The organism is Nocardioides sp. (genome assembly GCF_014360585.1).
Lineage (GTDB): Bacteria > Actinomycetota > Actinomycetes > Propionibacteriales > Nocardioidaceae > Nocardioides.
Map to the genome: position 1 here is coordinate 18,323 of NZ_JACIXG010000046.1, position 22,614 is coordinate 40,936.

Annotated in this window: 26 protein-coding genes and 1 tRNA gene; 15 read left to right on the forward strand and 12 right to left on the reverse strand. The window is 67.1% G+C overall.

All coding sequences use genetic code 11. The features are described from left to right. Window positions 1–5: 5 nt before the first annotated feature. The 4 genes from H5T77_RS15770 to H5T77_RS15785 all read right to left on the reverse strand — a co-directional run bounded on the left by H5T77_RS15770 (window position 6) and on the right by H5T77_RS15785 (window position 2,132). On the reverse strand, window positions 6–356 hold the full coding sequence (locus H5T77_RS15770; RefSeq protein ID WP_292650796.1) for an MscL family protein: 351 nt from the start codon (window positions 354–356) through the stop codon (window positions 6–8). A gap of 68 nt (window positions 357–424) precedes the next feature. Further along, window positions 425–1,084 (reverse strand): SAF domain-containing protein, encoded by a 660-nt coding sequence (locus H5T77_RS15775; RefSeq protein ID WP_292650798.1) that lies wholly within the window; start codon window positions 1,082–1,084, stop codon window positions 425–427. A 161-nt stretch (window positions 1,085–1,245) separates the two neighbouring features. Then, window positions 1,246–1,509 carry an FmdB family zinc ribbon protein gene (locus tag H5T77_RS15780; RefSeq protein ID WP_292650800.1) on the reverse strand — a complete coding sequence of 88 codons (264 nt, stop codon included), beginning with the start codon at window positions 1,507–1,509 and terminating at the stop codon, window positions 1,246–1,248. A gap of 59 nt (window positions 1,510–1,568) precedes the next feature. Then, complete coding sequence (locus tag H5T77_RS15785; RefSeq protein WP_292650802.1) at window positions 1,569–2,132, reverse strand: 5-formyltetrahydrofolate cyclo-ligase; 564 nt, start codon at window positions 2,130–2,132, stop codon at window positions 1,569–1,571. A gap of 77 nt (window positions 2,133–2,209) precedes the next feature. Here H5T77_RS15785 and H5T77_RS15790 point away from each other — a divergent pair, with 77 nt between their 5' ends. The 9 genes from H5T77_RS15790 (at window position 2,210) to H5T77_RS15830 (ending at window position 9,272) form a co-directional block, all read left to right on the forward strand. Further along, a complete protein-coding gene (locus H5T77_RS15790) occupies window positions 2,210–3,586 on the forward strand; it encodes a UTP--glucose-1-phosphate uridylyltransferase (RefSeq protein WP_292650803.1) in 1,377 nt (458 codons plus the stop codon). Between the two features lie 10 nt (window positions 3,587–3,596). Continuing rightward, window positions 3,597–4,805: a molybdotransferase-like divisome protein Glp gene (gene glp / locus H5T77_RS15795; RefSeq protein ID WP_292650805.1), complete on the forward strand. Its 1,209-nt coding sequence runs from the start codon at window positions 3,597–3,599 to the stop codon at window positions 4,803–4,805. Then, on the forward strand, window positions 4,805–5,275 hold the full coding sequence (gene moaC / locus H5T77_RS15800; protein ID WP_292650807.1) for a cyclic pyranopterin monophosphate synthase MoaC: 471 nt from the start codon (window positions 4,805–4,807) through the stop codon (window positions 5,273–5,275). Before glp ends, moaC begins: the two co-directional genes overlap by 1 nt. Window positions 5,276–5,304: 29 nt before the next feature. Next, window positions 5,305–5,781 (forward strand): MogA/MoaB family molybdenum cofactor biosynthesis protein, encoded by a 477-nt coding sequence (locus H5T77_RS15805; protein ID WP_292650808.1) that lies wholly within the window; start codon window positions 5,305–5,307, stop codon window positions 5,779–5,781. 137 nt (window positions 5,782–5,918) lie between these two features. Continuing rightward, on the forward strand, window positions 5,919–6,476 hold the full coding sequence (locus H5T77_RS15810) for a GNAT family N-acetyltransferase (protein ID WP_366816632.1): 558 nt from the start codon (window positions 5,919–5,921) through the stop codon (window positions 6,474–6,476). A gap of 101 nt (window positions 6,477–6,577) precedes the next feature. Further along, on the forward strand, window positions 6,578–7,414 hold the full coding sequence (gene sepX / locus H5T77_RS15815) for a divisome protein SepX/GlpR (RefSeq protein WP_292650812.1): 837 nt from the start codon (window positions 6,578–6,580) through the stop codon (window positions 7,412–7,414). Window positions 7,415–7,468: 54 nt separating this feature from the next. Further along, a tRNA-Ala gene (locus H5T77_RS15820) sits at window positions 7,469–7,544 on the forward strand. A 171-nt stretch (window positions 7,545–7,715) separates the two neighbouring features. After that, complete coding sequence (locus H5T77_RS15825; RefSeq protein WP_008362766.1) at window positions 7,716–7,991, forward strand: helix-turn-helix transcriptional regulator; 276 nt, start codon at window positions 7,716–7,718, stop codon at window positions 7,989–7,991. Window positions 7,992–8,006: 15 nt separating this feature from the next. Continuing rightward, window positions 8,007–9,272 (forward strand): site-specific integrase, encoded by a 1,266-nt coding sequence (locus H5T77_RS15830; RefSeq protein ID WP_008362764.1) that lies wholly within the window; start codon window positions 8,007–8,009, stop codon window positions 9,270–9,272. Between the two features lie 43 nt (window positions 9,273–9,315). Here H5T77_RS15830 and H5T77_RS15835 read toward each other — a convergent pair whose 3' ends face one another. Then, window positions 9,316–9,990: a helix-turn-helix domain-containing protein gene (locus tag H5T77_RS15835; protein WP_008362762.1), complete on the reverse strand. Its 675-nt coding sequence runs from the start codon at window positions 9,988–9,990 to the stop codon at window positions 9,316–9,318. Between the two features lie 89 nt (window positions 9,991–10,079). Between H5T77_RS15835 and H5T77_RS15840 the strand changes: the two genes are divergently transcribed. Further along, window positions 10,080–10,922, forward strand: coding sequence for a hypothetical protein (locus tag H5T77_RS15840; protein WP_141782168.1), 843 nt, complete (start codon window positions 10,080–10,082; stop codon window positions 10,920–10,922). A 70-nt stretch (window positions 10,923–10,992) separates the two neighbouring features. Here H5T77_RS15840 and H5T77_RS15845 read toward each other — a convergent pair whose 3' ends face one another. From H5T77_RS15845 to H5T77_RS15870, 6 genes are all read right to left on the reverse strand, one after another. Beyond that, entirely contained in the window at window positions 10,993–11,343 is a 351-nt protein-coding gene (locus H5T77_RS15845; protein ID WP_008362758.1) for a hypothetical protein, read from the reverse strand. Continuing rightward, window positions 11,337–11,939 (reverse strand): hypothetical protein, encoded by a 603-nt coding sequence (locus H5T77_RS15850; RefSeq protein WP_008362755.1) that lies wholly within the window; start codon window positions 11,937–11,939, stop codon window positions 11,337–11,339. The genes H5T77_RS15845 and H5T77_RS15850 overlap by 7 nt, the downstream gene beginning before the upstream one ends. 244 nt (window positions 11,940–12,183) lie before the next feature. After that, the gene (gene mobF / locus H5T77_RS15855; RefSeq protein WP_040756910.1) at window positions 12,184–15,678 is read right to left on the reverse strand and encodes a MobF family relaxase; all 3,495 of its coding nucleotides are present in this window, start codon (window positions 15,676–15,678) and stop codon (window positions 12,184–12,186) included. A 259-nt stretch (window positions 15,679–15,937) separates the two neighbouring features. Beyond that, window positions 15,938–16,585, reverse strand: a complete 648-nt coding sequence (locus H5T77_RS15860) for a cytochrome ubiquinol oxidase subunit I (protein ID WP_141782167.1) — start codon at window positions 16,583–16,585, stop codon at window positions 15,938–15,940. Then, complete coding sequence (locus H5T77_RS15865) at window positions 16,582–17,466, reverse strand: cytochrome c oxidase assembly protein (protein ID WP_141782924.1); 885 nt, start codon at window positions 17,464–17,466, stop codon at window positions 16,582–16,584. Before H5T77_RS15865 ends, H5T77_RS15860 begins: the two co-directional genes overlap by 4 nt. A 28-nt stretch (window positions 17,467–17,494) precedes the next feature. Beyond that, window positions 17,495–18,055: a DUF2243 domain-containing protein gene (locus tag H5T77_RS15870; RefSeq protein WP_008362748.1), complete on the reverse strand. Its 561-nt coding sequence runs from the start codon at window positions 18,053–18,055 to the stop codon at window positions 17,495–17,497. 259 nt (window positions 18,056–18,314) lie between these two features. Between H5T77_RS15870 and H5T77_RS15875 the strand changes: the two genes are divergently transcribed. From H5T77_RS15875 to H5T77_RS15895, 5 genes are all read left to right on the forward strand, one after another. Continuing rightward, window positions 18,315–18,674: a DsrE family protein gene (locus tag H5T77_RS15875; RefSeq protein WP_008362746.1), complete on the forward strand. Its 360-nt coding sequence runs from the start codon at window positions 18,315–18,317 to the stop codon at window positions 18,672–18,674. 147 nt (window positions 18,675–18,821) lie between these two features. Beyond that, window positions 18,822–19,568 carry an ArsR/SmtB family transcription factor gene (locus H5T77_RS15880; protein ID WP_246088256.1) on the forward strand — a complete coding sequence of 249 codons (747 nt, stop codon included), beginning with the start codon at window positions 18,822–18,824 and terminating at the stop codon, window positions 19,566–19,568. Between the two features lie 128 nt (window positions 19,569–19,696). Continuing rightward, a complete protein-coding gene (locus H5T77_RS15885) occupies window positions 19,697–20,155 on the forward strand; it encodes a hypothetical protein (protein WP_008362743.1) in 459 nt (152 codons plus the stop codon). Continuing rightward, the gene (locus H5T77_RS15890) at window positions 20,148–20,897 is read left to right on the forward strand and encodes a DsbA family protein (protein WP_008362742.1); all 750 of its coding nucleotides are present in this window, start codon (window positions 20,148–20,150) and stop codon (window positions 20,895–20,897) included. The genes H5T77_RS15885 and H5T77_RS15890 overlap by 8 nt, the downstream gene beginning before the upstream one ends. Further along, a complete protein-coding gene (locus tag H5T77_RS15895; protein WP_008362740.1) occupies window positions 20,894–21,748 on the forward strand; it encodes a cytochrome c biogenesis CcdA family protein in 855 nt (284 codons plus the stop codon). Before H5T77_RS15890 ends, H5T77_RS15895 begins: the two co-directional genes overlap by 4 nt. 224 nt (window positions 21,749–21,972) lie before the next feature. On the opposite strand, the gene H5T77_RS15900 is transcribed toward H5T77_RS15895, so the two are convergent. Then, window positions 21,973–22,614 (reverse strand): cytochrome c oxidase subunit I (locus H5T77_RS15900; protein WP_292650827.1); only part of this gene is annotated, 642 nt, incomplete at its 5' end.

Here is a 22,614-nt window from a genome sequence, read left to right on the forward strand (position 1 = left end):
AGAGGTCAGCGTTCGCTGAGGCGGTCGCGGATCTGCTTGAGGATGTCGATCTCGGTCTCGCCCGGCTCGGGCTCCGGGAAGAAGCGCTCCTTGGCGTGGGTGTAGGGCTTCACGATCATGAAGTAGACCACCGCCGCCATGATGACGAAGGACGTCACCGCGGTGAACCAGGCGCCGAGGTGAATGCCATAGGGCGTCCAGTCGGAAAAGTCCGGCGTGCCGCCGATTCTTCCGATCAGGTCCATGATCACCGTGACGGTAGCCGTCACGACAGTGGCGAACGCGCCGCCCATGATGAACGCAACCGCTAGTTTGATCAGGTCGCCCTGGAGCAGGAACTTCTTGAAACCGGTCATGTCTTGCATTCTCCTGTTGCTCATTGTGTGAGGTGAAGGAGACCCCCGGATGTGGCGTGCTGCGGACGTCAGTACGCGAAGGTGAGGTAACCACCCACCCCTGCGGACGTGACGTCCTCGACGCTGTTCGCGGCGACTCCGACGATGACCAGACGCCCCGCCGAAGCGTTCGTGACGCCAAACCCGTCGGTCTTTCCCTGTGCTGAAGAATCATCGCGGGTCGCTTCGGCGGCTCGAGGGAGGCTGAGGATCAGCGTGTCGGTGGTGACCCGGGCGGTCTCGGCGGTGGCGGGATCGGTGGCGTAGAGGTCGACGGTGTCACCGACATGGAGCAGCCCGGCCATCTCGGCGTCGGGGAGCCGGACGGGCACGGCGACCAGGTCAGGCCGGCCTTCAGTCAACGACGGACCGACGAGGCGTACGTCGGTGACGGGCTCGCCTCGCCGCAGCGGGGCCGCGAGCCGCTCACCGAGCGGGGCTTCGGCCAGGTCTGCGGGCACGCTGCCGGGGTCGGTCGCGACGTCGGTCAGGTCGGCGGCGGTGAGAACCGTGCCGACCGGAAGATCTCGGGAGGCGACCGCCATCGTCGAGGTGTCGGGTGGGTCCGGTCGGGTGGCCGACAACCCGATCGCGACCGCCGAGGCGGTCAGCAGGAACGCCAGCAGGCGGCGATGAGCGAGGACCCCGCGGCGTACGCGGCGGGAGACGGACGTGATTCGAGTGAACATGCGGGCACGCTAAGTCGCCCCCGCGGTTCCCGCATCCCACTATCCACAGCCACAAGCTCCCTGTGAACAACCCTGTGGATAACCACTCGCCGAGACGTCACTTACGTCGTTCGAGGTGGCATCGCGGTGCCACCTCGGCCGACGCGCGTGACGCTTCGGCGTCAGTCGGAGGAGCTGGAGGCCGCGGCGGGCGCGGGCGAGGACGTCGACGAAGAGCTCGAGTCCGAGGAGTTCGAGTTCGTCGAGCCCGAGCGGGAGTCGGTGCGGTAGAAGCCGGAGCCCTTGAAGACGACCCCGGCGGCACTGAAGACCTTGCGCAGCTTGCCGCTGCACTCGGGGCACTCGGTCAGCGAAGCCTCGCTGAAGCTCTGGAACTGGTCGAAGGCGTGGCCGCACTCGGTGCAGGCGTACTGATAGGTGGGCACGTTTCTCCTAGAACAGAATCTGGCACTCGACAGGCGCGACTGCCAATATTAGCGAACGCCTAGGAGAAGCGCTGCATTCCCTCCGCGCTCGCGGCCGCTCCCACGGCCTGGTCGTGCGGTTCCACGGGCACCGAGACACCGATCTCCCACGGATAGAGGAGTACGCAGGTGAGCGTCCCGGCCGGCACCCGAGCGAGGATGCGGTCGTAGGAGCCGCCGCCCCGTCCCATCCGATGGCCCTGCGGGTCGACGGCCAGACCCGGGACCAGGACGACGTCGGCGCCGGTGATCGCGGAGACGCCCAACCGCTCTCCGCCGGGCTCCAGCAGCCCGCGAGGCGCCCGGACCAGCTCGCCGTCGTACGCGGCCCAGTCCAGGTCGTTGTCCGGCAGCAGGCAGGGGAGCAGGACACGTTTCCCGGCATCATCGAGCTCGTCGAGAAGCGGCCCGGTGCCCGGTTCGGTGCCGATCGAGACGTAGAGCGCGACGGTTGCGGCCCGGCGTACCTCTGGAATTTCGATGACCACCTGCGACAGCGAACGCGCGAGCGAACCGAGCCCGGGGAGCCCGATACGGCCCCGGGTGGTGAGCAGCTGGTCACGTAAGGCAGTCTTGCGCCCCATGAAGTCAGCGGGGGCTGGACCGTCAGAACCCGGAGGGGTGTGTGAACCCGACACAACGACAGCCTAGGCTTTCCTCTATGGGTAGCCCAGGTTTGGCCAAGGCAATGGCGAAGATGCGCGATGCCGGCGTGGAAGACGTCGCCGTGCAGACATTCGCACATTACTACCGCCAGCTCGAGCACGGCGAGACCGGCATGATCCCAGAGGATGCGATCGAGCCGGTCGACATCCCGTCGATCAGCGACGCCGAGGTCAGCGACGAGGAGGCGCACGCCGCCATCTCGACCACCGCGGTGATCAAGCTCAACGGCGGCCTCGGCACCTCGATGGGCATGGACCGCGCGAAGTCGCTGCTGTGCGTCCGCAAGGGCCTGAGCTTCCTGGACGTGATCGCCCGCCAGATCCTGCACATGCGCGAGAAGTACGACGTCCGTCTCCCGCTGCTGCTGATGAACTCCTTCCGCACCTCCGAGGACAGCCTGGCAGCGCTGGAGCGTTACCAGGACCTGCCGGTCGAGGGTCTGCCGCTGGAGTTTCTGCAGAACCGCGAGCCGCGGCTGCTCGTCGACGACCTGTCCCCGGTCGAGTGGCCCAAGGACCCCGAGCTCGAGTGGTGCCCGCCGGGCCACGGCGACATCTACACCGCGCTGCTCGACACCGGTCTCCTCGACCTGCTCATCGAGCAGGGCTACGAGCGGGTCTTCGTCTCCAACTCCGACAACCTCGGCGCCGTCCCCGACGAGAAGGTCGCCGGCTGGTTCGCGAAGAGCGGAGCGCCCTTCGCGATCGAGGCCGTACGCCGCACCCCGAGCGACCGCAAGGGCGGTCACTTCGCTCGCCGCAAGGCCGACGGCCGGCTCATCCTGCGTGAGACCGCGCAGACGCGCGACGAGGACAAGGTGGCGCTGCAGGACCTCAGTCGCCACAAGTACTGCTCGACCAACAACATCTGGTTCGACCTCAAGGCGCTCAAGAAGGTCCTGACCGAGCGTGACGGCATCCTCGGCCTGCCACTGATCCGCAACGAGAAGACCGTCGACCCCGCCGACCCGAAGACCCCGAAGGTCGTCCAGATCGAGACCGCCATGGGGGCCGCGATCGAGGTCTTCGAGGGCTCGCAGCTGATCGAGGTCACGCGCGACCGGTTCGTGCCGGTCAAGACGACCAACGACCTGCTCGTCCTCCGCTCCGACGTCTACGACATCGGCGACGACTTCGTGCTCGACCAGGTTGCCGACATGGTGCCGTTCATCGACCTGGACGGCGACTACTACAAATACGTCGCGAACTTCGACGAGCGCTTCCCCGAGGGCGCTCCGTCGCTGCGCAAGGCCGCCTCGCTGACCATCAACGGCGACTGGACCTTCGGCAAGGGCGTCCAGGTGATCGGCGCGGTCTCGCTCGACGGGGCCAACGCCGAACGGGTCGCGCCCGCCACAGTTCTCTCCGACTAGTGTTGGCGGGGTGACCCCCGCCGAGTACCGCGAGCGAATCCTGGCCGACCTCGAGCCGATGCCGGCCTACCCGCAGTCCCTGATGGACTGCCTCGGACTGGCGGTGGCCGAGGACATCCACGCCGAGGTCGCCCTGCCGAGCTTCGACAACTCCTCGATGGACGGCTACGCGGTCCGGTACGCGGATGTCGCGACGGCCTCGGCCGAGACCCCGGTGCGGTTGCCGGTGCTCGGCGAGATCGGTGCCGGACAGGCCTCACTGCTGGCGCTCCCACCCCGTGCGGCGGCGAAGATCATGACCGGCGCCCCGCTGCCGACGGGTGCCGACACGGTCGTGCCCTACGAGTGGACCGACCGTGGCGTCACCACGGTCGAGATCCGGCAGGCGCCGAAGCAGACCCAGCACGTCCGCTACGCGGGGGAGGACGTCGCCAAGGGTGACCTGCTCGTCTCCGCGGGCACGGTGCTCGGCCCGCGTCATCTGGGGTTGATCGCCTCCGTCGGCCGCGCCCAGGTGGCGGTGCGTCCTAGACCTCGCGTCGTCGTGCTCTCGACCGGCACCGAGCTGCGCGAGCCCGGCGAGACGCTGGGTCACGACTCGATCTACGACGGCAACTCCTTCCTTCTGGCGGGCGCGGCTCGCCGGGCCGGTGCGATCGCCTACCGCGTCGGGATCGTGCCGGACGAGCCGCGGGCGTTCATGACCGCGCTTTCCGACCAGCTCGTCCGCGCCGACCTCGTGGTCACCTCCGGTGGTGTCTCGATGGGCGACTACGACGTGGTCAAGGAGGCGCTGGCGCCGGAAGGTGTCTGGTTCGGCCCGGTCGACATGCAGCCGGGCAAGCCCCAGGGATTCGGCCGGATCGGTGACGAGCGCGTGCCGGTCATGTGCCTCCCTGGCAACCCGGTCTCCTCGTTCGTCTCCTTCGAGCTCTTCGTGCTTCCGGCGATCCGCCGACTGATGGGCATGACCCCCGAGGCCAGACCGTTACGCCGCGCCACCCTGACCCACGAGGTGCGCTCCCCGAAGGGCAAGGAGCAGTATCGCCGGGGTTGGTACGACGCCTCCAGCGCAACCGCCTCGCCCATCGGCGGACCGGGATCTCACCTGATCGGTGACCTCGCCGGCGCGAACTGCCTGATCGTCGTCCCGCCGGAGACGACCTCCCTGGACAAGGCCGCCGAGGTCGACGTGATCGAGCTGGACGTGGAGTTCTGATGGCTGACAGGTTGACCCACGTCGACGAGACCGGCGCCGCGCGGATGGTCGACGTCTCCGAGAAGGCGGTCACCGCCCGCGCCGCCACCGCGTCCGGACGTGTTCTGGTCTCGCCTGAGGTGATCGAGCTGCTCCGCGGCGACGGCGTACCCAAGGGTGACGCGCTCGCCGTCGCCCGCATCGCCGGCATCATGGGCGCCAAGAAGACCCCCGACCTGATCCCGCTGTGCCACCCGTTGGCGGTCTCGGGCGTCAAGGTCGAGCTGAGCGTCGCCGTCGACGCCGTCGAGATCACCGCGACCGTGAAGACCACCGACCGCACCGGTGTCGAGATGGAGGCGATGACCGCCGTCGCCGTCGCCGGACTGACCGTGGTCGACATGATCAAGGCCGTCGACAAACGAGCGGTCATCACCGATATCCGGGTCGAGACCAAGACCGGCGGAAAGTCAGGAACCTTCCAGCGATGAGCGAGCGTCAGCGAGCGAACATTGGCTCGATGAGCCTCAGCGCGACCGTCGTCGTCGCCTCCAACCGCGCCTCGGCCGGTGTCTACGAGGACACCACCGGACCCCTTCTGGTCGCCTTCCTGGAAGAGCTCGGCTTCGAGGTCGGCCCACCCGAGGTCGTACGCGACGGCGACCCGGTCGGCGAGGCGATCGCCCGCGCCGCTGAGGCGGGGGCCCGGGTCGTCCTCACCACCGGCGGCACCGGGCTGACCCCCACCGACCGCACCCCCGAAGTCACCCGTCCGCTGCTCGACCGCGAGATCCCCGGCATCGCCGAGGGCATCAGAGCGGCCGGAGTGGCCAAGGGGATCCCGACGGCGCTACTGTCCCGCGGTCTGGCCGGTCAGATCGGAGCGTGCGTGGTGGTGAACCTTCCCGGGTCCAGGGGCGGCGTGAAGGACGCGATCGACGTGCTGCGTCCGGTGCTGCCCCACGCCGTGGAGCAGTCGGTCGGCAGCGACCACTGATCGGCACCATCGATGAGCGAGCGTCAGCGAGCGAGCCATGGATCTTTCATCGGGCCAGATCCGTATTCTGGCGCTTGCGCTACGGAGGTGGCCCGATGACTGATTCCGGCTGGCCCGCCGTACTCTCCCACGGTGCGGTGACCGTACGCCCGCTCGATCGGACCGACGCCAAGGCGTGGACCGATGCGCGCCGCCGCTCGGCCGCCTGGCTGCACCAGTGGGACGCGACCGTGCCGCCGGGATCGACTGCTCGGCCGACGACCTTCGCGAGCCTCGTACGTCGTCTTCGGCGGCAGGCCAAGCGCGGGGTGACCTACCCGTTCGCGATCGAGGTAGACGGTGTTTTCGCTGGTCAGGTCACGGTCAACAACATCGTGCGCGGCTCGGCGCAGTTCGCCTCGATCGGCTACTGGATCGACCAGGACTTCGCCGGGCGAGGGGTGATGCCGCTGTCAGTGGCGCTGGTCATCGACCACTGTTTCACCACCGCCAAGCTGCACCGGATCGAGATCTGCATCCGGCCGGAGAACACCAACTCATTGCGCGTCGTGGAGAAGCTGGGCATCAACGAGATCGGCTATGCGCCTCGATTTCTGCATATCGACGGCGCCTGGAGAGATCACCGTATCTTCGCGATAACGGTTGAAGAATGTCACCAAGGAATGCTGGCCAGACTAGGTTTGTCACCTGAATGAGGCATTGACTTCGGCGTGTCCTGCTGAAATCACACAAGTCACACGCGACACACCACAGCACGTCCGCCTACGGGCTGGTAATGGCTCCTACGCTTCTTGACGTGGACCCGAGCGCACTCATCTTCGTCGCCCTCGCCGTGGCGTGGGCGGTGTACTTGGTGCCGAAAGCGCTCGAGCAGAACGCGACGGCCGAGGATGGGACCAAGAGCCGGGCGAGCGTCGCGATCTCCAAGTCCCGCAGGATCCTCGCACGCCGAGAGGCCACCAGCAAGGACTCCACCGACCTGGTGACCGAGAAGTCGTCGAAGAAGTCCGAGCCGGAGGTCGAGGCGGAGGTCGAGGTCGATGAGGCCGAGGAGCGCGCTCCGCGGCCCGTCCCGATGGCCGTACGCCGCCGCGCGGCTCGCGCCGCGGCCAAGCGCCGCAGCATCGTGCTCGGTGTGCTCGGCTTCGGTCTGGTCCTGGTCAGCGCTCTCGCCGGCTTCGGTGTCTTCGGGCCGGCGTGGATCACGATCCCGGCCGCGCTGGTCGCCGCCTGGCTGGTCACCTGCCGGGTCAGCGTCCGCCACCAGCGGGAGGTCTGGGCGCGGATCCCGTTCCCCGAGGACGTCCCCGAGCCGGGGCCGGCCGCCCCGCCTCGGGTCACCTTCGACATCGACCAGGACACCGGCGACCTGGTCGCCGTCGTCGAGCACGACGACACCGGCGAGCAGCTCCCGGCGGGCTCCTGGAAGCCGGTGGAGACACCGCTGCCGACGTACGTCTCCAAGGAGGCAGCACCGCGCCGCACCGTGCGCACCATCGACCTGGACGCCACCGGCGTGTGGAGCTCGGGTCGCAACGCCGCCGACTCCGAGCTCGTCCGCCAGGCCGAGGAGGCCGAGCGTGCCGCAGCCGAGGCAGCCGAGGCGGCGCGCGCCCGCGCCACCGGCACCTGAAGCCATCCTGATTCGGTAACACCCGCGACGAGGTGCTAACGTTTCTCATCGCTTGGGGCTGTGGCGCAGTTGGTAGCGCGTCTCGTTCGCAATGAGAAGGCCAGGGGTTCGAATCCCCTCAGCTCCACCAAGAAATACCAGGTCAGAGCGGGCATCCGGCATCCAGAACCAAGGATGAACAGATGCCCGCTCCGCGTTTACTCCGCGAATTCAGCCAAACCACCGCTCAGCTCGAGACGACATGGTCGAGGTGCCTCGGGCCGTCTCGGCCACTCGCGGCAGGCTCGGTGCCTTGGGGTGCATGGACACCAACCACAACGCCCACGACAACCCCGACGCCTACGACGCCCACGCCGCGACTGCGCCGTTCGGAGACGTGCTCACCCTCTCCGAACTCTGCGCCCACCTCCACGTCCCCATCCAGACCCTCTACGACCTGCGCTCCCAGGGCCGCGGGCCGCGGGGATTCCGAGTCGGCCGCGAACTTCGGTTCCGGGCGGGCGAGATCGAGGCTTGGCTGGCCAGCCTGGAGGAGGAGGACGCCCAACGTCATCGTCCCGACGCGGAGGCCGGCTGACGGGGGTGAGCGGTGATGACTCGACCGCGCATCGACATCGGCACCTACGGCACGATCACCACTCGCCGTAAGGGTGAGAAGACGATCGCTGAGACCCGGGTGCGCGATGCCGACGGCAGGGTCCGGCAGGTTCGGGTCAGCCGAGAGACAGCACCGCAGGCACGGCGTGAACTCAAGAAGCGACTGCTACGCCGCCCCGGATTCGGTCACGCCGGCGACCTGCGCCCCGACGCGCCGTTCACCACCCTCGTCGAACGCTGGGACGCTGACCTGGAGACCAAGGAGCTGGCCGACGGCACCAAGGACCACTACCGCGACCAAGTCCGCCTGTACATCATGCCCGCGTTCGAGCACTTCACCCTCGCCGAACTCACCACAGGCCGAGTGGAGGCGCTACTCAATGCCCAGGAGGCCGACTCGCCCTCCCGCGCCCGCAAGACCCGCACTGTGCTCAACCTGCTCTTCGGCTACGCACTGCGCCACGACGCGATCAACCGCAACCCCGTCCAGGGCACCTCACGGCTGCGAGCGGTGAAGAACAAGCCGAAGGCGCTCACCCTCGAACAGGTCAGCAAGATCCGCGAGGCCGCCGCCAACTGGCGCACCCAGCCCGGGCTGCCGGGCCCGAAACCCGACGGCCAGGTCCGAGACATCATCGAGATCCTGCTCGGCACCGCGATGCGCCCGGGCGAGGTGCTGGCCCTGCGCCCCTGCGACATCACCGACGGCCCGGCCGGGATGATCGCCGCGGTCACAGGCACCGTGGTGCAGCGTAAGAAGAAAGGCACCTTCCGCCAGGAACGCCCCAAGACCGACTCCTCGAACCGGCTCGTCCCGGTCCCGGAGTTCGCTGCTGCGGTGATCCGCCGCCGGCTGCGCGGCGTCCCAACTGAGCGCACCATCTTCGCCGGCCGCACCGGTGGCCCGCTGGTCCCGCCCAACGTACGCCGCACCTTCCGCGAGTTTCTGGTCGACGCGGGCTTGGGTGACTCCGGGATCAGCCTGCGCTGGTACCGCCGCACCGGAGCAACTGTCATCGCCCGTGGCATGGACAGTGATGCGGCAGCCACGTTCCTGGGCCACACCTCATCGGCGATCACCGAAGGCTTCTACATCGAGGTCGACACCACCATCGACCGGACCCCAGCCTCCCACATGGAGCGCACCTTCCGCTGGGAGAGCCCCGACGGCACCCTGCTCACCCTCCCGCCCGCCCCCGGGGAGGACGACGTCATCGCGCGGGTCGAGCAGGAGGTTGATGACGGTGACGCCGCCGCGTGATGCTGTTCGGGCGTGTCGACGCCGGTGGTGATGGCCGGGCCCGTCACCAGTGCCGCATCAGCGCTCGGATCTGATCGGGGTCCAACCCGTATTCGGCCAGCCGCCGGAACACCCGCAGCCTCTTCGCGCGGGTCGCGGTTCGGCGTCGGTAGTCCTGCCCCCATGCCTGAGCGTCGGCGAGGATCAGCTCCTCGATGGCTTGATCCTTGGTCCAGCCGATCAACGGCCACCACGCCTCGCAAATCTCCGGAGGCAGGCCGTCAACCAGATCGGGCCATACGTCGACCAGAAGTGCAGCGTCGAGGTGCTCGAAGAGCTGCGTTTCGTCGCCGTAGCGCAACAGCCAGGCATAACCAGCAGCCCGCTTGTCGCGGTCACCCAGGGAGAACACCTTGTGATCGCGACCGTGCCATACCCATAGCGGCGCGAAGCACCGCTCGGGCGACAACCGCCACAGCCGGTTCGGCACCAGGGCCGTGGATCGCCCGGGCCCAGCGACCTCGATCTGGTGGAAGATGATCCGCTCGTTTAGAGCGAGCTCGAAGTCGAGGCAGCGCAAGATCCGCTCCAGGACCGCCAGGGTGGGCGACTTCGTGCCACGTTCGTAGGCCGACAGCGATGGCTGTGACGTTCCGCTTCGGCGCGCGAGCGTCTCTTGGGTCAGCCCGCGAGCAACGCGAGCGGCCTTCAACAGCGAGCCCTCGTGGCCGATGGCCATACCAAAACATAACTCTTCGGATCTGGCACGCTCAAGAGGCGTCTTTGTGCGGTGCACCTACCTGGTGACAACCAGGAATGGGGGACTCGATGAGCGTTGCAGACCAGTTTGGACTCGACGATCCAGCGTCACCGCTGCTCGCCGAAGCGCGAGAAGGATGGGAACGATGGTGCGCCGTCGACCCGCGCCTGGCCGTGGTCGATGACCTCGCGGACCTCAGAGAATGGACCCGCAAGGCCGATGTCGCGGACAAGACGGCGGTGTTACGGACTCTGGCGACTCTCACCGCCAGCGACCGGTCAGCAGTCGCAGCCCTGGTGTGGCTCCTGATCCCTGGAGCGTGCAGGGTCGCAGAAGGGCTGAGCGACCTGTCGCTCGACATCGATGCACTGGTCGCCTCCGAGCTGTGGGTGCAGGCCTGTCAGGCGCATCGGTTACGAACGCCGTGGCTGGCCCGGGCACTCCTGAACGCGACCCGACGCGAGGTCACAGCCTCCCTCGGTGTCGGCAGCCGTGCCGACCGCCACTGGAAGCATGTGCTGCTCACTGACGAGCTTGCCATGCTCGCGAGCTTCGCCAACGATCGCGCAGACCTGGAGGGGGAGGTCGCGCCGGAGGTGGAGTTGTGTGAGTTCCTCGACCAGGCAATCCGCGACCACGCTGTCGAGGAGGAGGATGTGCGCCTACTCCACGAGCTCGCCGCCGCCGCCGAGACCGTTAGCGCACCGCCACGTCGCGGACGACTCGGCTTGACCACACCTGCGGCCGTCGAGCTGGTAGCCCGCGACCACCCACAGGCGGCCCGTACGCTGCGGCGACGCGCTGCGCGTTCGTTGGACCGGCTGAAGATCTATGCCGCGGTGTGGACCGACGACACCAGCTGGGAGCGTGGGTGTTCAGAGCAGAAGGGCCGGGAGATCGGTGCAGCCTGACCCGGCAGGTCGTGATGACACGATCCTGTGGAGTCTGCATGAGGTTTGGCGCCTGGCAGCGGTTCGATTCTCACCAGCGGCGGTTCGGCCGGCGTTGTCGGGAGTGCCAGTAGATCCAGTCTCGCTCTTCTTTGCCGAGATCTGGCGGCGGCAAGCTTCCCCGTTGCTTGAAGTGCCACATGACCGACCGTGCGCCGAGGGTCGTCATGCCGTCAGCCAGGAGTGCCTTGAAGGCGTCGAGTGATGCTCGGGTGACCCGGTAGTGGGTCTGGCCTGGGGCGTAGAAGCGCCTGTCGAGGCACCAGCAGATCTCGTTGGCCTTCCAGATGGGGACGTCCAACTCCTCTGCAACCCGTCGGGCCGATACGAGCAGTTTGGGCGGGTCGGGCGGCTCCCAGTGCTCGGGCCGCATCTTCACCACCAGCCTTTCCTGGACTCTCGCGGCATCGAGTTCACCCAGGCGAGCAGCGATCCGTACACGATCCGATAGTTCCTCGCGCCCTCGCCGATGAAGACGCGGTCAAGATCACCGAGCGAGACTGCCTGACGGATCGCATGCTCAGGGAGACTGAGCATCCACGCGGCCTCCTTGACAGTGATGAGGATCTTCTCATCGTACGGATCGCTCACGTCGCCAGAAAACAGCGCGTCTCCTGCTGGCCGGCCTCCTCGGCGTCGCTTACCGGCTGGCGAGTCGATGGTGAGGTCGACCTCGGGTTTGGCCTCCTTCTTCTTCCCAGGCCGCTCGCGTGCCGGTGTTGTTGCAGGCGCCTTGGACACCGGATCGGGTTGCGACCAGAAGTGGCCGGGCGGGTATGCCCCATGCTCGAGGTAATGGAGGCCGGCGGTTGTGAGCGTTGCATGCCATCGGGGTCCACGGCCCCTGATCTTGACGAGCCTTCGCCTCTCCAGAGCGCGTGCGGTCAGCCGCTGCGGGTTCGTCGCTTCGCCGGCACCGGGATCCCTCGCAAGCCAGTTGAGCACCGCCAACTGGGTGTCATTGAGTCGTGCTGTCACGTGCCCTGAGCCTAGGGCGATGATTCGGGGACCATCGAGCAGAACCGCGGGTAGACCGGCTCCGGGCGCGATCCGACTGCGAGGCCGCGAACGCAGGACTTCTGCACCGCACGCAGCGGATGCTGCTGCCGAGACAGCGTCGTCAAGACCTTCACCGTGGCGAGGGACCTGTGGGGAATCGGCAGACTTCCCAGAAGACGAGGCTCTCTTGGAGCGAGATAGGGTCCGAACGTGACGGGGTGGGTCACAGGCCGAATGCCGAGGGGCTAGCGTGCCCGGCTGACTCGCGTCGTGACTGAAGCGGGTCGTGTGGGGTGAGTTTGCGGATGCGGTAGGTCAGGGCGGCGATGGCATGGCTCTCGGGCAGAGCACGGCTGGCGAGGGCACGGTCGAGCAGTCCGCTGGCGTCGTGGCCGCGGCGATGGAGTGTGTCGAGCATGCGGGCGAGTTCGATGGCCTCGCCTCTGGTGTGGTCGTCCTGGGCTGGGGTTCCTGTCCGGTGGATGATCAGTTCGTGCCAGCGGCGGACCGAGTCGCTGTGGCGAACGGTGAGCTGCCGTAACAGGTGGCGTTGGAAACGAGCGGCGATCGGGTCGTTGACGGCTGGCCCGGTCGGGCGCGGATCGTCCTCCGGCACGTCGTGGGCAGCCCGCCACAGCGCCACGGTGTCGTGGAGGTCGCCGAGGACATCGGCATACCGGGCGATCCAGGCGGGACGCTTCCCGTTCTTCATCGCAGTCGGTGCGTCGGCGCCATGTGCGTGGTTGAGGAAGCCGTCTGCGGTCACCTCGACGTGCCGGGCGCGCGCGGCGAGGTAGGGACCCCACGACTCGTCGCGCGCGAGGCCAGCGGGAACTGACGGGAGCCAGGGGAGCGGGCCCACGCCCGCCGCCTCGATGGCTTCCTCCCAACCGCTTCCGAGCACCCGTTGTGCTCCGGTGGTGACCGCGTCGCCATAACGTACGGAGGCGTCGTGGAGCTGGGTGGACCAGCTGCGACCGCGGCGGAGCGTGGTGGTGGCCGAGACCGCAGCCCCGTCACGAGCCACCACCTCGTCGAGGACCTGGATCGCGGTCAGCTGCTCCTCTATCCCTGGCAGCGTGCACTGCTCCCGATCGGCATCGACCGGATCGACCGGTTCGAGCACCACATGGACATGGTTCTCAAGCCGGCCGCGGGTCAGCATCGTGTACAGCATCTGCCGGTCCTCGCGGCCATCGACGATCCCGTGGACGACGTCGGTGGTGAGGCCTTGGGCGGTGTGGACGGTCGAGGCGTAGCCGAGCTCGACATGGTCGGCCACATAGTCAGCGGGCAGCACCGCGGTCAGGCCGGTGGTGGCGTGGCGGACGGTCAATGTGCCACGGCGGACGCGGGTGATGGTCCAGCGGTCACCGTTCTTGACCCAGTCGGTGCCAGAAACCGCGAGACGCCGCTGGTTGTGGCGGGTGATGATCGTGTCGCCGACGGATGCCTGGTTGCCATCGGCCAGCTCGACCTGGGTCCGCGGGTCGACGCCGCCGAGACGCTGGGTGCGTGCCAGTTGGTTGAGGGTGGCGACCATGTCTCGTGTGGGCGCCAGCATGAGTGCGTCCAGGCCATGCTCTCGGTCGTGTTGCCAGGCGGCGAGGACCTCGGCCATCGTCGTGTCCTCGTCGCCGGTGTGGACGCGGTCGTGGTCGAGGTAGAACCCGATCGCGGCCCGGTCGCCGTCGCGAAGGTCGAGGGAGGCTGCGGCCTCGCCGGGATCGATGAAGCGTACGACCTCCTCGAGCCGGTCGGCACCGTGCCGGTGGGCGATATCCCGCAGCACACCACCGGCACCGACCGCTGAGAGTTGCTGGTCATCGCCCAAGAGCCGGATCATGGCACCGCGTGAGAGGCAGAAGGTGACCACGCGGTCGAGGGTCAGGGTGTCGGCCATCCCTGCCTCGTCGATCACGACCAGGGTCTCGGGCCCGATGCGGGTGCTCAGTCCGTTGCGATGGTCTCGACCGGCGTGGTTGTGGGTGAGGATCTCGTCGTCGATCTTGGCGAGGGTCTCGCACGGCAGGCCAGTGGCGTCCTGGAGTACCTTCGCGGCGGCCGCGGACGGGGCCAGCCCGATCGCGTCATAGCCGTTGGCCGTCCACACCGCAGCCAAGACCTCGACCGCGGTGGTCTTCCCCGACCCCGCAGGCGCTAGGGCGAGCCGGACCCGGTGGCCGCCGGCCAGCGCATGCACCAGCGCACGTTGCCCGTCATTGAGCCGCACCCCGGCGACCGTGCTGGCCGCCAGGACGATGTCGATCTCCTCCGGAGAGAACGCGAAGTCGCTACCCAACCCGGCCGCGTCGACCAGCAGCTGTTCGGCTTGAAGGATCCGCTGACTGGTGTAGTGATCAGCACCGGTGTGCCGGTAGACACTGGTTCCGTCTGAGCGCCGCAGGCCACCCGGCTCGCGAAGATCGGCCCTCAGAAGGACGGGATCATCATCGGGTGTGAGAGGCACCGACATCCCCACGGCCGCGACCACAACATCATCAACCAGGGCGGGTAAGTCGTCGGCGGCGACCCTGCCAGATCCCGCCATTCGTACTTGGCGTTCGGCCTCGGCCCGTAGGTGCCAGCTCTGCCAGGTCGCTCGACGGGTTTCGAGCTCGGTGATCACGGCGACCGCCATTGCCCGGATCAGATGCGCTTCCATGGGTCCGCCAGAGCGCGGACCGCGATCCGACCGAGACACGTCCAGCGCCGTACGGATCATCGCATCGAGGGTCGACTCGCTCCCCAGGAACTCCGATGCCTGGCGGCGCCAAAGTCGTCGCTGATCGGCCTCGGCGCGCGGTTCGTGCTTGGGGGCACGCGTCTCGAGATTGGCCTGCTGCACCAGCCGGAGCCGTTCCGGCTCGGTCGGCGGCCGACCGTGCTCGACGACGAACGCGGTCACCAGGTCGTTCTCGCGGCGGTCGATGTCCCTGGCTCGCCGCGACCACAATCGACACAGACGGGCGGAGACACCCACGGCCTCGCGGACCGGGCGCCGCTCTCGAGGATTCGCACGCTCAGTGAACGTGACACCGAGCGCTTCACCGAGCCGATACTCGAGCGCGGTGTTGTACGTCTCCGAGATCGCCACCGTGTGCTGAAACAACACACGCCCGTAGACCGTCAGCCATCGACCCGAGTGTTTCGCCTGCACCTTGTTCGCGACAGCCACATGAGTGTGGAGGTCCGGGTCGCCGGCACGCGAGTCCCGGTGACGGAACGCCGCCGCGATCAGACCCCGGGTCTCGACCTGCCGGACCCCATCGGTCCCTTCCCGGGTGAACAGCACGTCGTGCTCGACATAGGCCAACGCGTCGTGGACAGCGGCATCGTGGGCCTGCTCGATCGCCCGCGCAATCTCGGGTGGCGCGACCGCCCACAGCGCCGAAACCGACTTCACCGGACTGAAGGTCAGGTCGAACCCAGCCACTCCATCCGACCGTGTCCGCCGACCCAACGGCCGCCCAGCGACCGGATGCTCCCCGGCACCGAACAGGTGCCCCATCTGCCCGGCCGTCACCACATCGCCCGAGCCGATCCCGTCTCCGGCGAACGCGGCGAGCCCTGCCCCGACCCACTGGCCAGGTGCCTCGCCCTCGGCTTCGTAGTAGTCAGCCAACGCGGTGCTGCCGAGCTCGGTGGAGTCGCCAGCCGCCACCTGCCGGGTCAGGTACTCATACCCCGAGCCCGCGGCCAGCTTGTGGATCGTCATGGTCACACACCCCAGGGACGACGGAGGCCCGCGAGTGGCCCAGAGGAGCGGGAATGAAAGAGGTCTGCCCCGGCAGACGGGGATCTACCGGGATAGGCCAAGACTTGCGGCACTCCCACCGGGTTCGGCCTTTGCAACCGGGTAAGGAGCCGCGCGACAGCGTCCGCTGTCGAGCGTGTGTTCGTGGGCAACGTAACGGACAGTCCGGCGCCTCGGGGAACAACGGGAGTGACCATCGAGTGGTGAGGTTGCGGTGGCATCACCTTTGGAGCCGCTGCGGCGACGCGATTGGCGAAGCTTGGGGTAGTCCTTGGGCGAACTGGAGGACGACGATGCCGTTGAACATCGCTGCCCACGGGTCGATGTCTGTGACCTCTCCATCGATGATGCGAAAACCACTAGGTGCGTTCATCCAGGCATTGACCGAGATCACGCAGAATGTGCCGACCACACCGGCGATCGCCATCGGTATCACCATCAGCAGGTGTTGACGTGGCGGCATCCTGCCCCAACCATAGAGGTAGATCCCGAGGAAGATCGCCTCGACGAAGAACGAAAGGCCCTCGAGCGCGAACGGCAACCCGAGCACATCGCCGAATTCACCCATCAGCCCCGGCCACAACAAACCCATCTCGAAGCTCAGCACCGTGCCGGAGACCGCGCCGATCGCGAAGAGCACCGCCGACACTTTCGCCCAGCGCTGGGCGAGGCCGAGAGCTACCGCGTCCCCGCGCGCGATCCCGCGCCAGTGCGCGACGAAGATCATCGCTGGGAACGCGACCCCGAAACAAGCTAGGACGATGTGCCATCCCAGCGAGAGCGCCATCTGCTGGCGCGCGGGAAGGAGACCCTCAGGTTCCAGGGTCGTGGCCAATGGCAGCAGGTCCGTCAACACAGCTGTGCTCATGCCCCTTCAGGAGTGGCAGTTCGAGCCAGGCGCTCGTGGCGCGCTCGCGACGACCGATGACCTGAGCGCGTTGAGGATGGTGCTGTCTTCCAGGTGAGGAGAAGGGCCACGGCGAGCAGCAGCTCCGCGATGTCGCCTCCGAAGTACATCAGGTTCCCCGCAGCCTGCATCTCGGCGATGGGCTCCCTGACCTGGACAAGGAGGCCGGCGAAGATCAGTTGGGCCACTGTTGAGTGGATCGCGATAGAAACGGCGAGGACCACCAGTCTCAGGCGTACCGAGGCACGGCCCGGGGAGGGGTCGGGGCCTGCGATCGCCCAGGCGAACAGCAGTCCTGAGGCGAGGAGGTGGGCGTGGACGGCGATGTGGACGGCGTCGTGCTCAGTGCTCAGTGCGTACAGCGGGGTGAAGTAGAGGGCGATCAGGCCGCCACTGGTCAGCACCAGTGCCAAGAAGGGGTGGGAGAGCGCGCGGATGAAGCGCGTGTGCAGCAGCCGGCCTAGTCGTCGTGCTTGGCGGTGGGGGAGTTGGCGCAGTAACAGCGTGATGGGTGCTGCCAGCACAAGGGCCAAGGGAGCGATCATGGCCAGCAGCAGGTGCTGGGCCATGTGGCCGCCGAAGTCACGGTCGGCGTAGCCGTCGATTCCAGGGCTCAAAGCAAATATGATGAGGGCCGAGCCGAATAGGTAGAGCGCTATCCGGTGCATGGGCCAGCCACGGCGACCTCGTTCACGCAGACTCAACCATAGGTAGCCGATGGCCAAGGAAGCGACCAGCAACAGCGGAAACCAGACGCTCAGAACGCCTACGGTGTCGGTCCATATCCCGGTGTTGTGCCCCTCTGGCCCGTGGGCGAGTACGTCTGCCTGGGCGCGGGGCATCGCGGTGATGATGGAACTCACGGCGACCTCAGGAGCGGGTGGTGGTGGGGCGGTTCGGCGACTTCGTGGCGTCGGTGTAGCTGGCGCCGCGTTGCAGCAGCCATCCTGCGATCACCAGGAGCACCCCGAGAGCGAGGAAGGCCAGGTCCCACGCCATCTGGTTGTCTCCGCTGCGCACGTGGTGGATTCCAAGTATGTGATGGTCGATGATTCCTTCGACCAGGTTGAATACGCCCCATCCGACAAGGATCCAGCCCCACAGGGCTCGGGCGACCCACACCCTGCCTCGGGAGTGCTGGACACGGGAGTAGAGCAGGGCGATCCCGAGCAGGACCATGACCCAGGTGAAGGTGTGGAAGAGACCGTCCCACACGGTGTTCATCTGCAGGCCGTGCACGGTGGTTTCTGGGTAGTAGCGGATACCGACGTTGTCGGTGTTCGTGGAGGTCAACATGTGATGCCACTGCAGCAACTGGTGCAACAGGATCCCGTCAACGAACCCGCCAGCCCCAACGCCGAGGACGATTCCCGGTGTCATCAGGCTTCGCGGCTCGGTCATCGCGTTGGCAGACTGGGCATCGGTGGACACGGGACATCCCCTCCTAGGGTTCCTTTCGAGCCGCCCCAGTACCCCCTCAAAGGCCTCGAGATACGCACCTACGCGTGATGTCCGTGATCTCCGTCAGCGGGCCGAGCGGCGACCTTCGCGCCGGGCCGGCCTGTGGCACCACATCGATCCGACAAGAGACCCAGGATCACGCTCGGTGCGCTCGGGTGACTTGGGTTCGTCTCTCGACACCTGTACATTCTCCAAAAATCCATGGATAAAGGTCGTTGGAGGAGGGACTGTGCGCGCAGGGCATGAGGTTGCGGATGGGGTTGTCGTCCAGCTCGCCGAGGGCGAAAGGGACAAGATGACGATGGTGGTGCGAAACATCGAGAACCTTCTGGCAGCACTCGAACCCAGGTGTTCGATCGAGCTGGTCGCCCACGCTGCCGGGTTGTCCGCGGTGACTACCGGCTCTCCGGTCTCGGAAGAAGTTCTAGGTTTGATCTCTCGAGGGGTGCGCGTGGACGCATGCGGCAACACCATGCAGCGTCACGGAGTTGCTCGCGATCGGCTGCTGTCGGGCGTCAGTGTGGTGGAGTCGGGGATTGCGCATCTGGTGGTGCGCCAGCGCGAGGGCTGGGCCTATGTCCGCCCCTGAGCTGCGGCCGGGCTTCGCGGCTGTGTCGAACGGCGTGGTCGAAGACTTCGGCGGAGATCTGGTCTGCGGGGATGTGGCCCGAGACGAGACGGCTTTCTGGTGTGGGCGCAGGCTTCCCCGCACGTCTACAGCCCATGAGGCGTCCCGGTGACCGCCGCCGAGCGGCCACCTTCACCCGCGAGCGTGGCAGCGATTGAGCGGCGCCGGGCGCTTTTCGATGGGCTGGCCGTGGTGGGCAAAGCTCTGGGGAGCCCGCGGCGACTGGAGCTGATGGATCTGCTCGCGCAGGGCGAGCGAACGGTGGAGTCCTTGGCCCGGACTGCGGACATGGGGCTGACCAGTGTCTCGGCACACCTGCAAGTGCTCAAGCTGGCCAATCTGGTCGCGACCCGGCGCGAGGGAACCAAGGTGTACTACCGGCTGGCTGGAGATGACGTGGCGGATGTGTATGACCGGCTTCGTACGGTGGCTCTTCACCGCTCAGCCGACGTCGACCGAGCACGTGCCGCCTATCTGGGCCTTCCCGGCGACAGTGAGGTCGGGACGCTCTCACGAGAAGAACTGGTGGAGTTGATGCGCAACGAGCAGGTCACGCTTCTCGATGTCCGGCCCTGCGAGGAGTACCGGGCCGGGCACATCCCTGGCGCCGTCAGTGTGCCGCTGTCTGCCCTGCCCGACGATGCCAAGCTACTTCGGAAGGCACAGCAGGTCGTGACGTACTGCCGAGGCAGCTTCTGCGTGATGGCCCATGACGCGGTGCGCCTTCTCGCCGCCAGCGGAGTTGCCGCACGTCGGCTCGAGGACGGCATGCTGGAGTGGCGCACTCACGGGCACCCGGTCGAGACCGGCTTGGTCGAGAACCGTGAGGTTGAGAACGGCGAGGTGTCAGTGTGAACCGCGCTCGAGGCGGGACGGAGCTCGGTCAGGTCGGCGGATGGCGTCGCGCGTGGCGTGGGCCTCTGAACTGGTCGCGACGCAGGTGGCTAGTTGCTGCCGGCGCCGCGCTGGTCTTCACGGTTCTCGTGGCGATTCCAACTGACTTGGTCCCCAACCCGCTGTTCGGCAGGGAGATCGCGCCGACCTGGTGGTCCTGGCCGGCGCTCGCGACTTCCTCGCTTCTCGGGGGACTGCTCGTTGCAACCTATGTTGACGCTCCTAGCGCCATCGAGGATCAGGGACGTCGCCGGGGCTGGGTCGGCGGACTGCTGACGTACTTCGCCGTCGGCTGCCCGGTCTGCAACAAGCTGGTGCTGTTGCTGCTCGGGAGCGCGGGAGCCCTCACCTGGTTCGAGCCCGTCCAACCGTTCCTGCAGTTGCTCGCCGTGGTGCTCCTGCTGTGGGCCTTGCATGTGCGGCTCAAAGGAGAGCTGTCCTGCCCGGTCACCACCAACACCCTCAACACCGACCACGCCCCGTCCAACGACCACGCCCCGTCTATTGACACCGAGACCCCTGTCTCTGGAGGTAGTTCTCATGCCTGATGCGTCCGCGACCCGCAAGAGCCCCATCGTCCCGCTAGTAGTCGCCGCGGTAGCCCTTGTTGCGGTGGTCCTTACTCTCGTCACCTCCCGAGGCGAGGGGAGCGACGGGCCAACAGCGGCGGAGAGCGGGACAGGTGCGGCGGGCGCCCAGGCCGAGGGCCATGCTCTCGACGACGCTTGGGCGCAGCTGGTCAGGGGCGAGGAGGGCGACCCGATGGCGCTCGGCGATGTGGATGCACCGGTCGTGATGATCTCCTACTCCGAGTTCCAGTGCCCGTTCTGCGGCAAGTACGCCCGAGACACGGAGCCGATCCTCGTCGAGAAGTACGTCGACTCCGGGGTGCTGCGCATCGAGTGGCGAGATTTCCCCTACCTCGGGCCTGAGTCGACTACGGCTGCCCAGGCTGGCCGCGCGGCGGCTGCCCAGGGCAAGTTTTGGGAGTTCAGCAAGCTCATGTACGACAACCAGCTGCCGCCTAACAGCGGAAAGCTGACAGAGGACTACCTGGTCTCGATTGCCGACGACCTCGACCTGGACACCAACGAATTCCGCAAGGACATGGTCGCTCGCGGCACAAAGGATGCGATCAAGCAGGACCTCGCCGAAGGCCAGGCGATCGGGGTGACCGGGACGCCTGCCTTCATCATCAACGGCGTGCCGGTCATCGGCGCCCAGCCCACCGAAGTCTTCGAGCAGGCTATCGAGAAGGCCGCGGAGGAGACGGACGCAGACGGCTCATGACAGAAGTGAGCCTGATCGCGGCACTGGCAGCCGGCGTCCTCGCACTGCTCTCGCCGTGCAGCGCACTTCTGGTGCCGTCCTTTTTCGCCTATGCGTTCGGCACGACGCGGGCGTTGCTGGGACGCACCTCCGTCTTCTACCTCGGCCTGTGTGCCACCTTGGTCCCGCTTGGCACCGGCGCCGGCGCTGCCAGTACCTTCTTTTATGGACACCGCGCGACGCTGATCAGCGTCGCGGGCTGGCTGATCATCGGGTTCGGAGTCATGCAGCTCCTCGGCCGCGGGTTCACACTCCCGTTCGCGCAACGGCTCAACAACGCCGTGGCTCGACGCGGCGGCACCGGATGGGTCTCGACGGCCCTGCTCGGGGCTGTCTATGGACTGGCCGGATTCTGCTCCGGCCCTGTCCTGGGCGCCATTCTCACCGTCGCCGCTACGCAGGGTTCGCCCTGGCACGGCGGGGTCCTGCTGGCCGTCTACGCCTTAGGCATGGCGATGCCGGTATTCGTGCTCGCCTTGCTGTGGGATCGGTTTGACCTCGGTCACAAGAAGTGGCTGCGCGGCCGGTCGTGGCACTGGGGGATCTTCACCGTCCACACCACTAACCTGGCGTCGGGGTTGCTGTTCGTGGCGATAGGTGCGCTGTTCCTCCGCTACGACGGGACAGCCGGGCTGACTGGGGCACTCGGCTTCGGCGACCTAACCGACCTGGAGTTCATCGCCCAGCAGAAGATCTCTGAGTGGACCGAGCACATCCCAGCCTGGCTGGTCTTGACCATTGTGGCCGCCGCAGCAGGCTGGATCGCCTTCAGGAGAACGCGGCGGCCGCACGGGCACGATGGCGATTGCTGAAGGTCAGGCCTCGCTTCGGCGTGTTCCGTTCTGCGTAGGCAGCTTGGTCGCTGTCAACGGGTGCCAGTCCTGAAGATGGGCGATCGGCCGAACGTTGGCCTTCAGCCTCAGTCGGGGCATATTCGCAGCAACGACAGCGGGACGATCAGCAGCGCGACTTGTGGGAATTCCGGGAGGATACGAAGGTGGGCGGATCGGTCAGCCCACCTTCTTGCTGCTCTTCCTCACCGGCGCTCGCCGTCGTGTGCGGCCTGGGCGGGCTGCTTCGTCTCCAGCGCGGCGATCTCGGGGTGGTGGAGGTCGAAGGCCGGGGACTCCGAGCGGATCTTCGGGATGGAGGTGAAGTTGTGGCGCGGCGCGGGGCAGGCTGTTGCCCACTCCAGCGAGCGGCCCCAGCCCCAGGGGTCGTCCACGGTCACCAGCGGTGCCTTGCGGGAGATGTAGAGGTTGTAGAAGAAGGGCAGCATCGACAGGCTCAGCAGGAACGCGCCCATGGTTGAGACCTGGTTCAGGAAGGTGAATCCGTCGCTGGGCAGGTAGTCGGCGATGCGTCGCTGCATGCCGTCGACGCCGAGCCAGTGCTGGACCAGGAAGGTGGTGTGGAAGCCGACGAACAGCAGCCAGAAGTGGACCTTGCCGAGGCGCTCGTCGAGCATCCGGCCGGTCATCTTCGGCCACCAGAAGTAGAACCCGGCGAACATTGCGAACACGACGGTCCCGAAGACCGTGTAATGGAAGTGGGCGACCACGAAGTAGGAGTCGGAGACCTGGAAGTCGAGCGGCGGGCTCGCCAGGATGATGCCGGTCAGACCACCGAAGAGGAAGGTCGTCAGGAAGCCGATCGACCACAGCATCGGGGTGTCGAA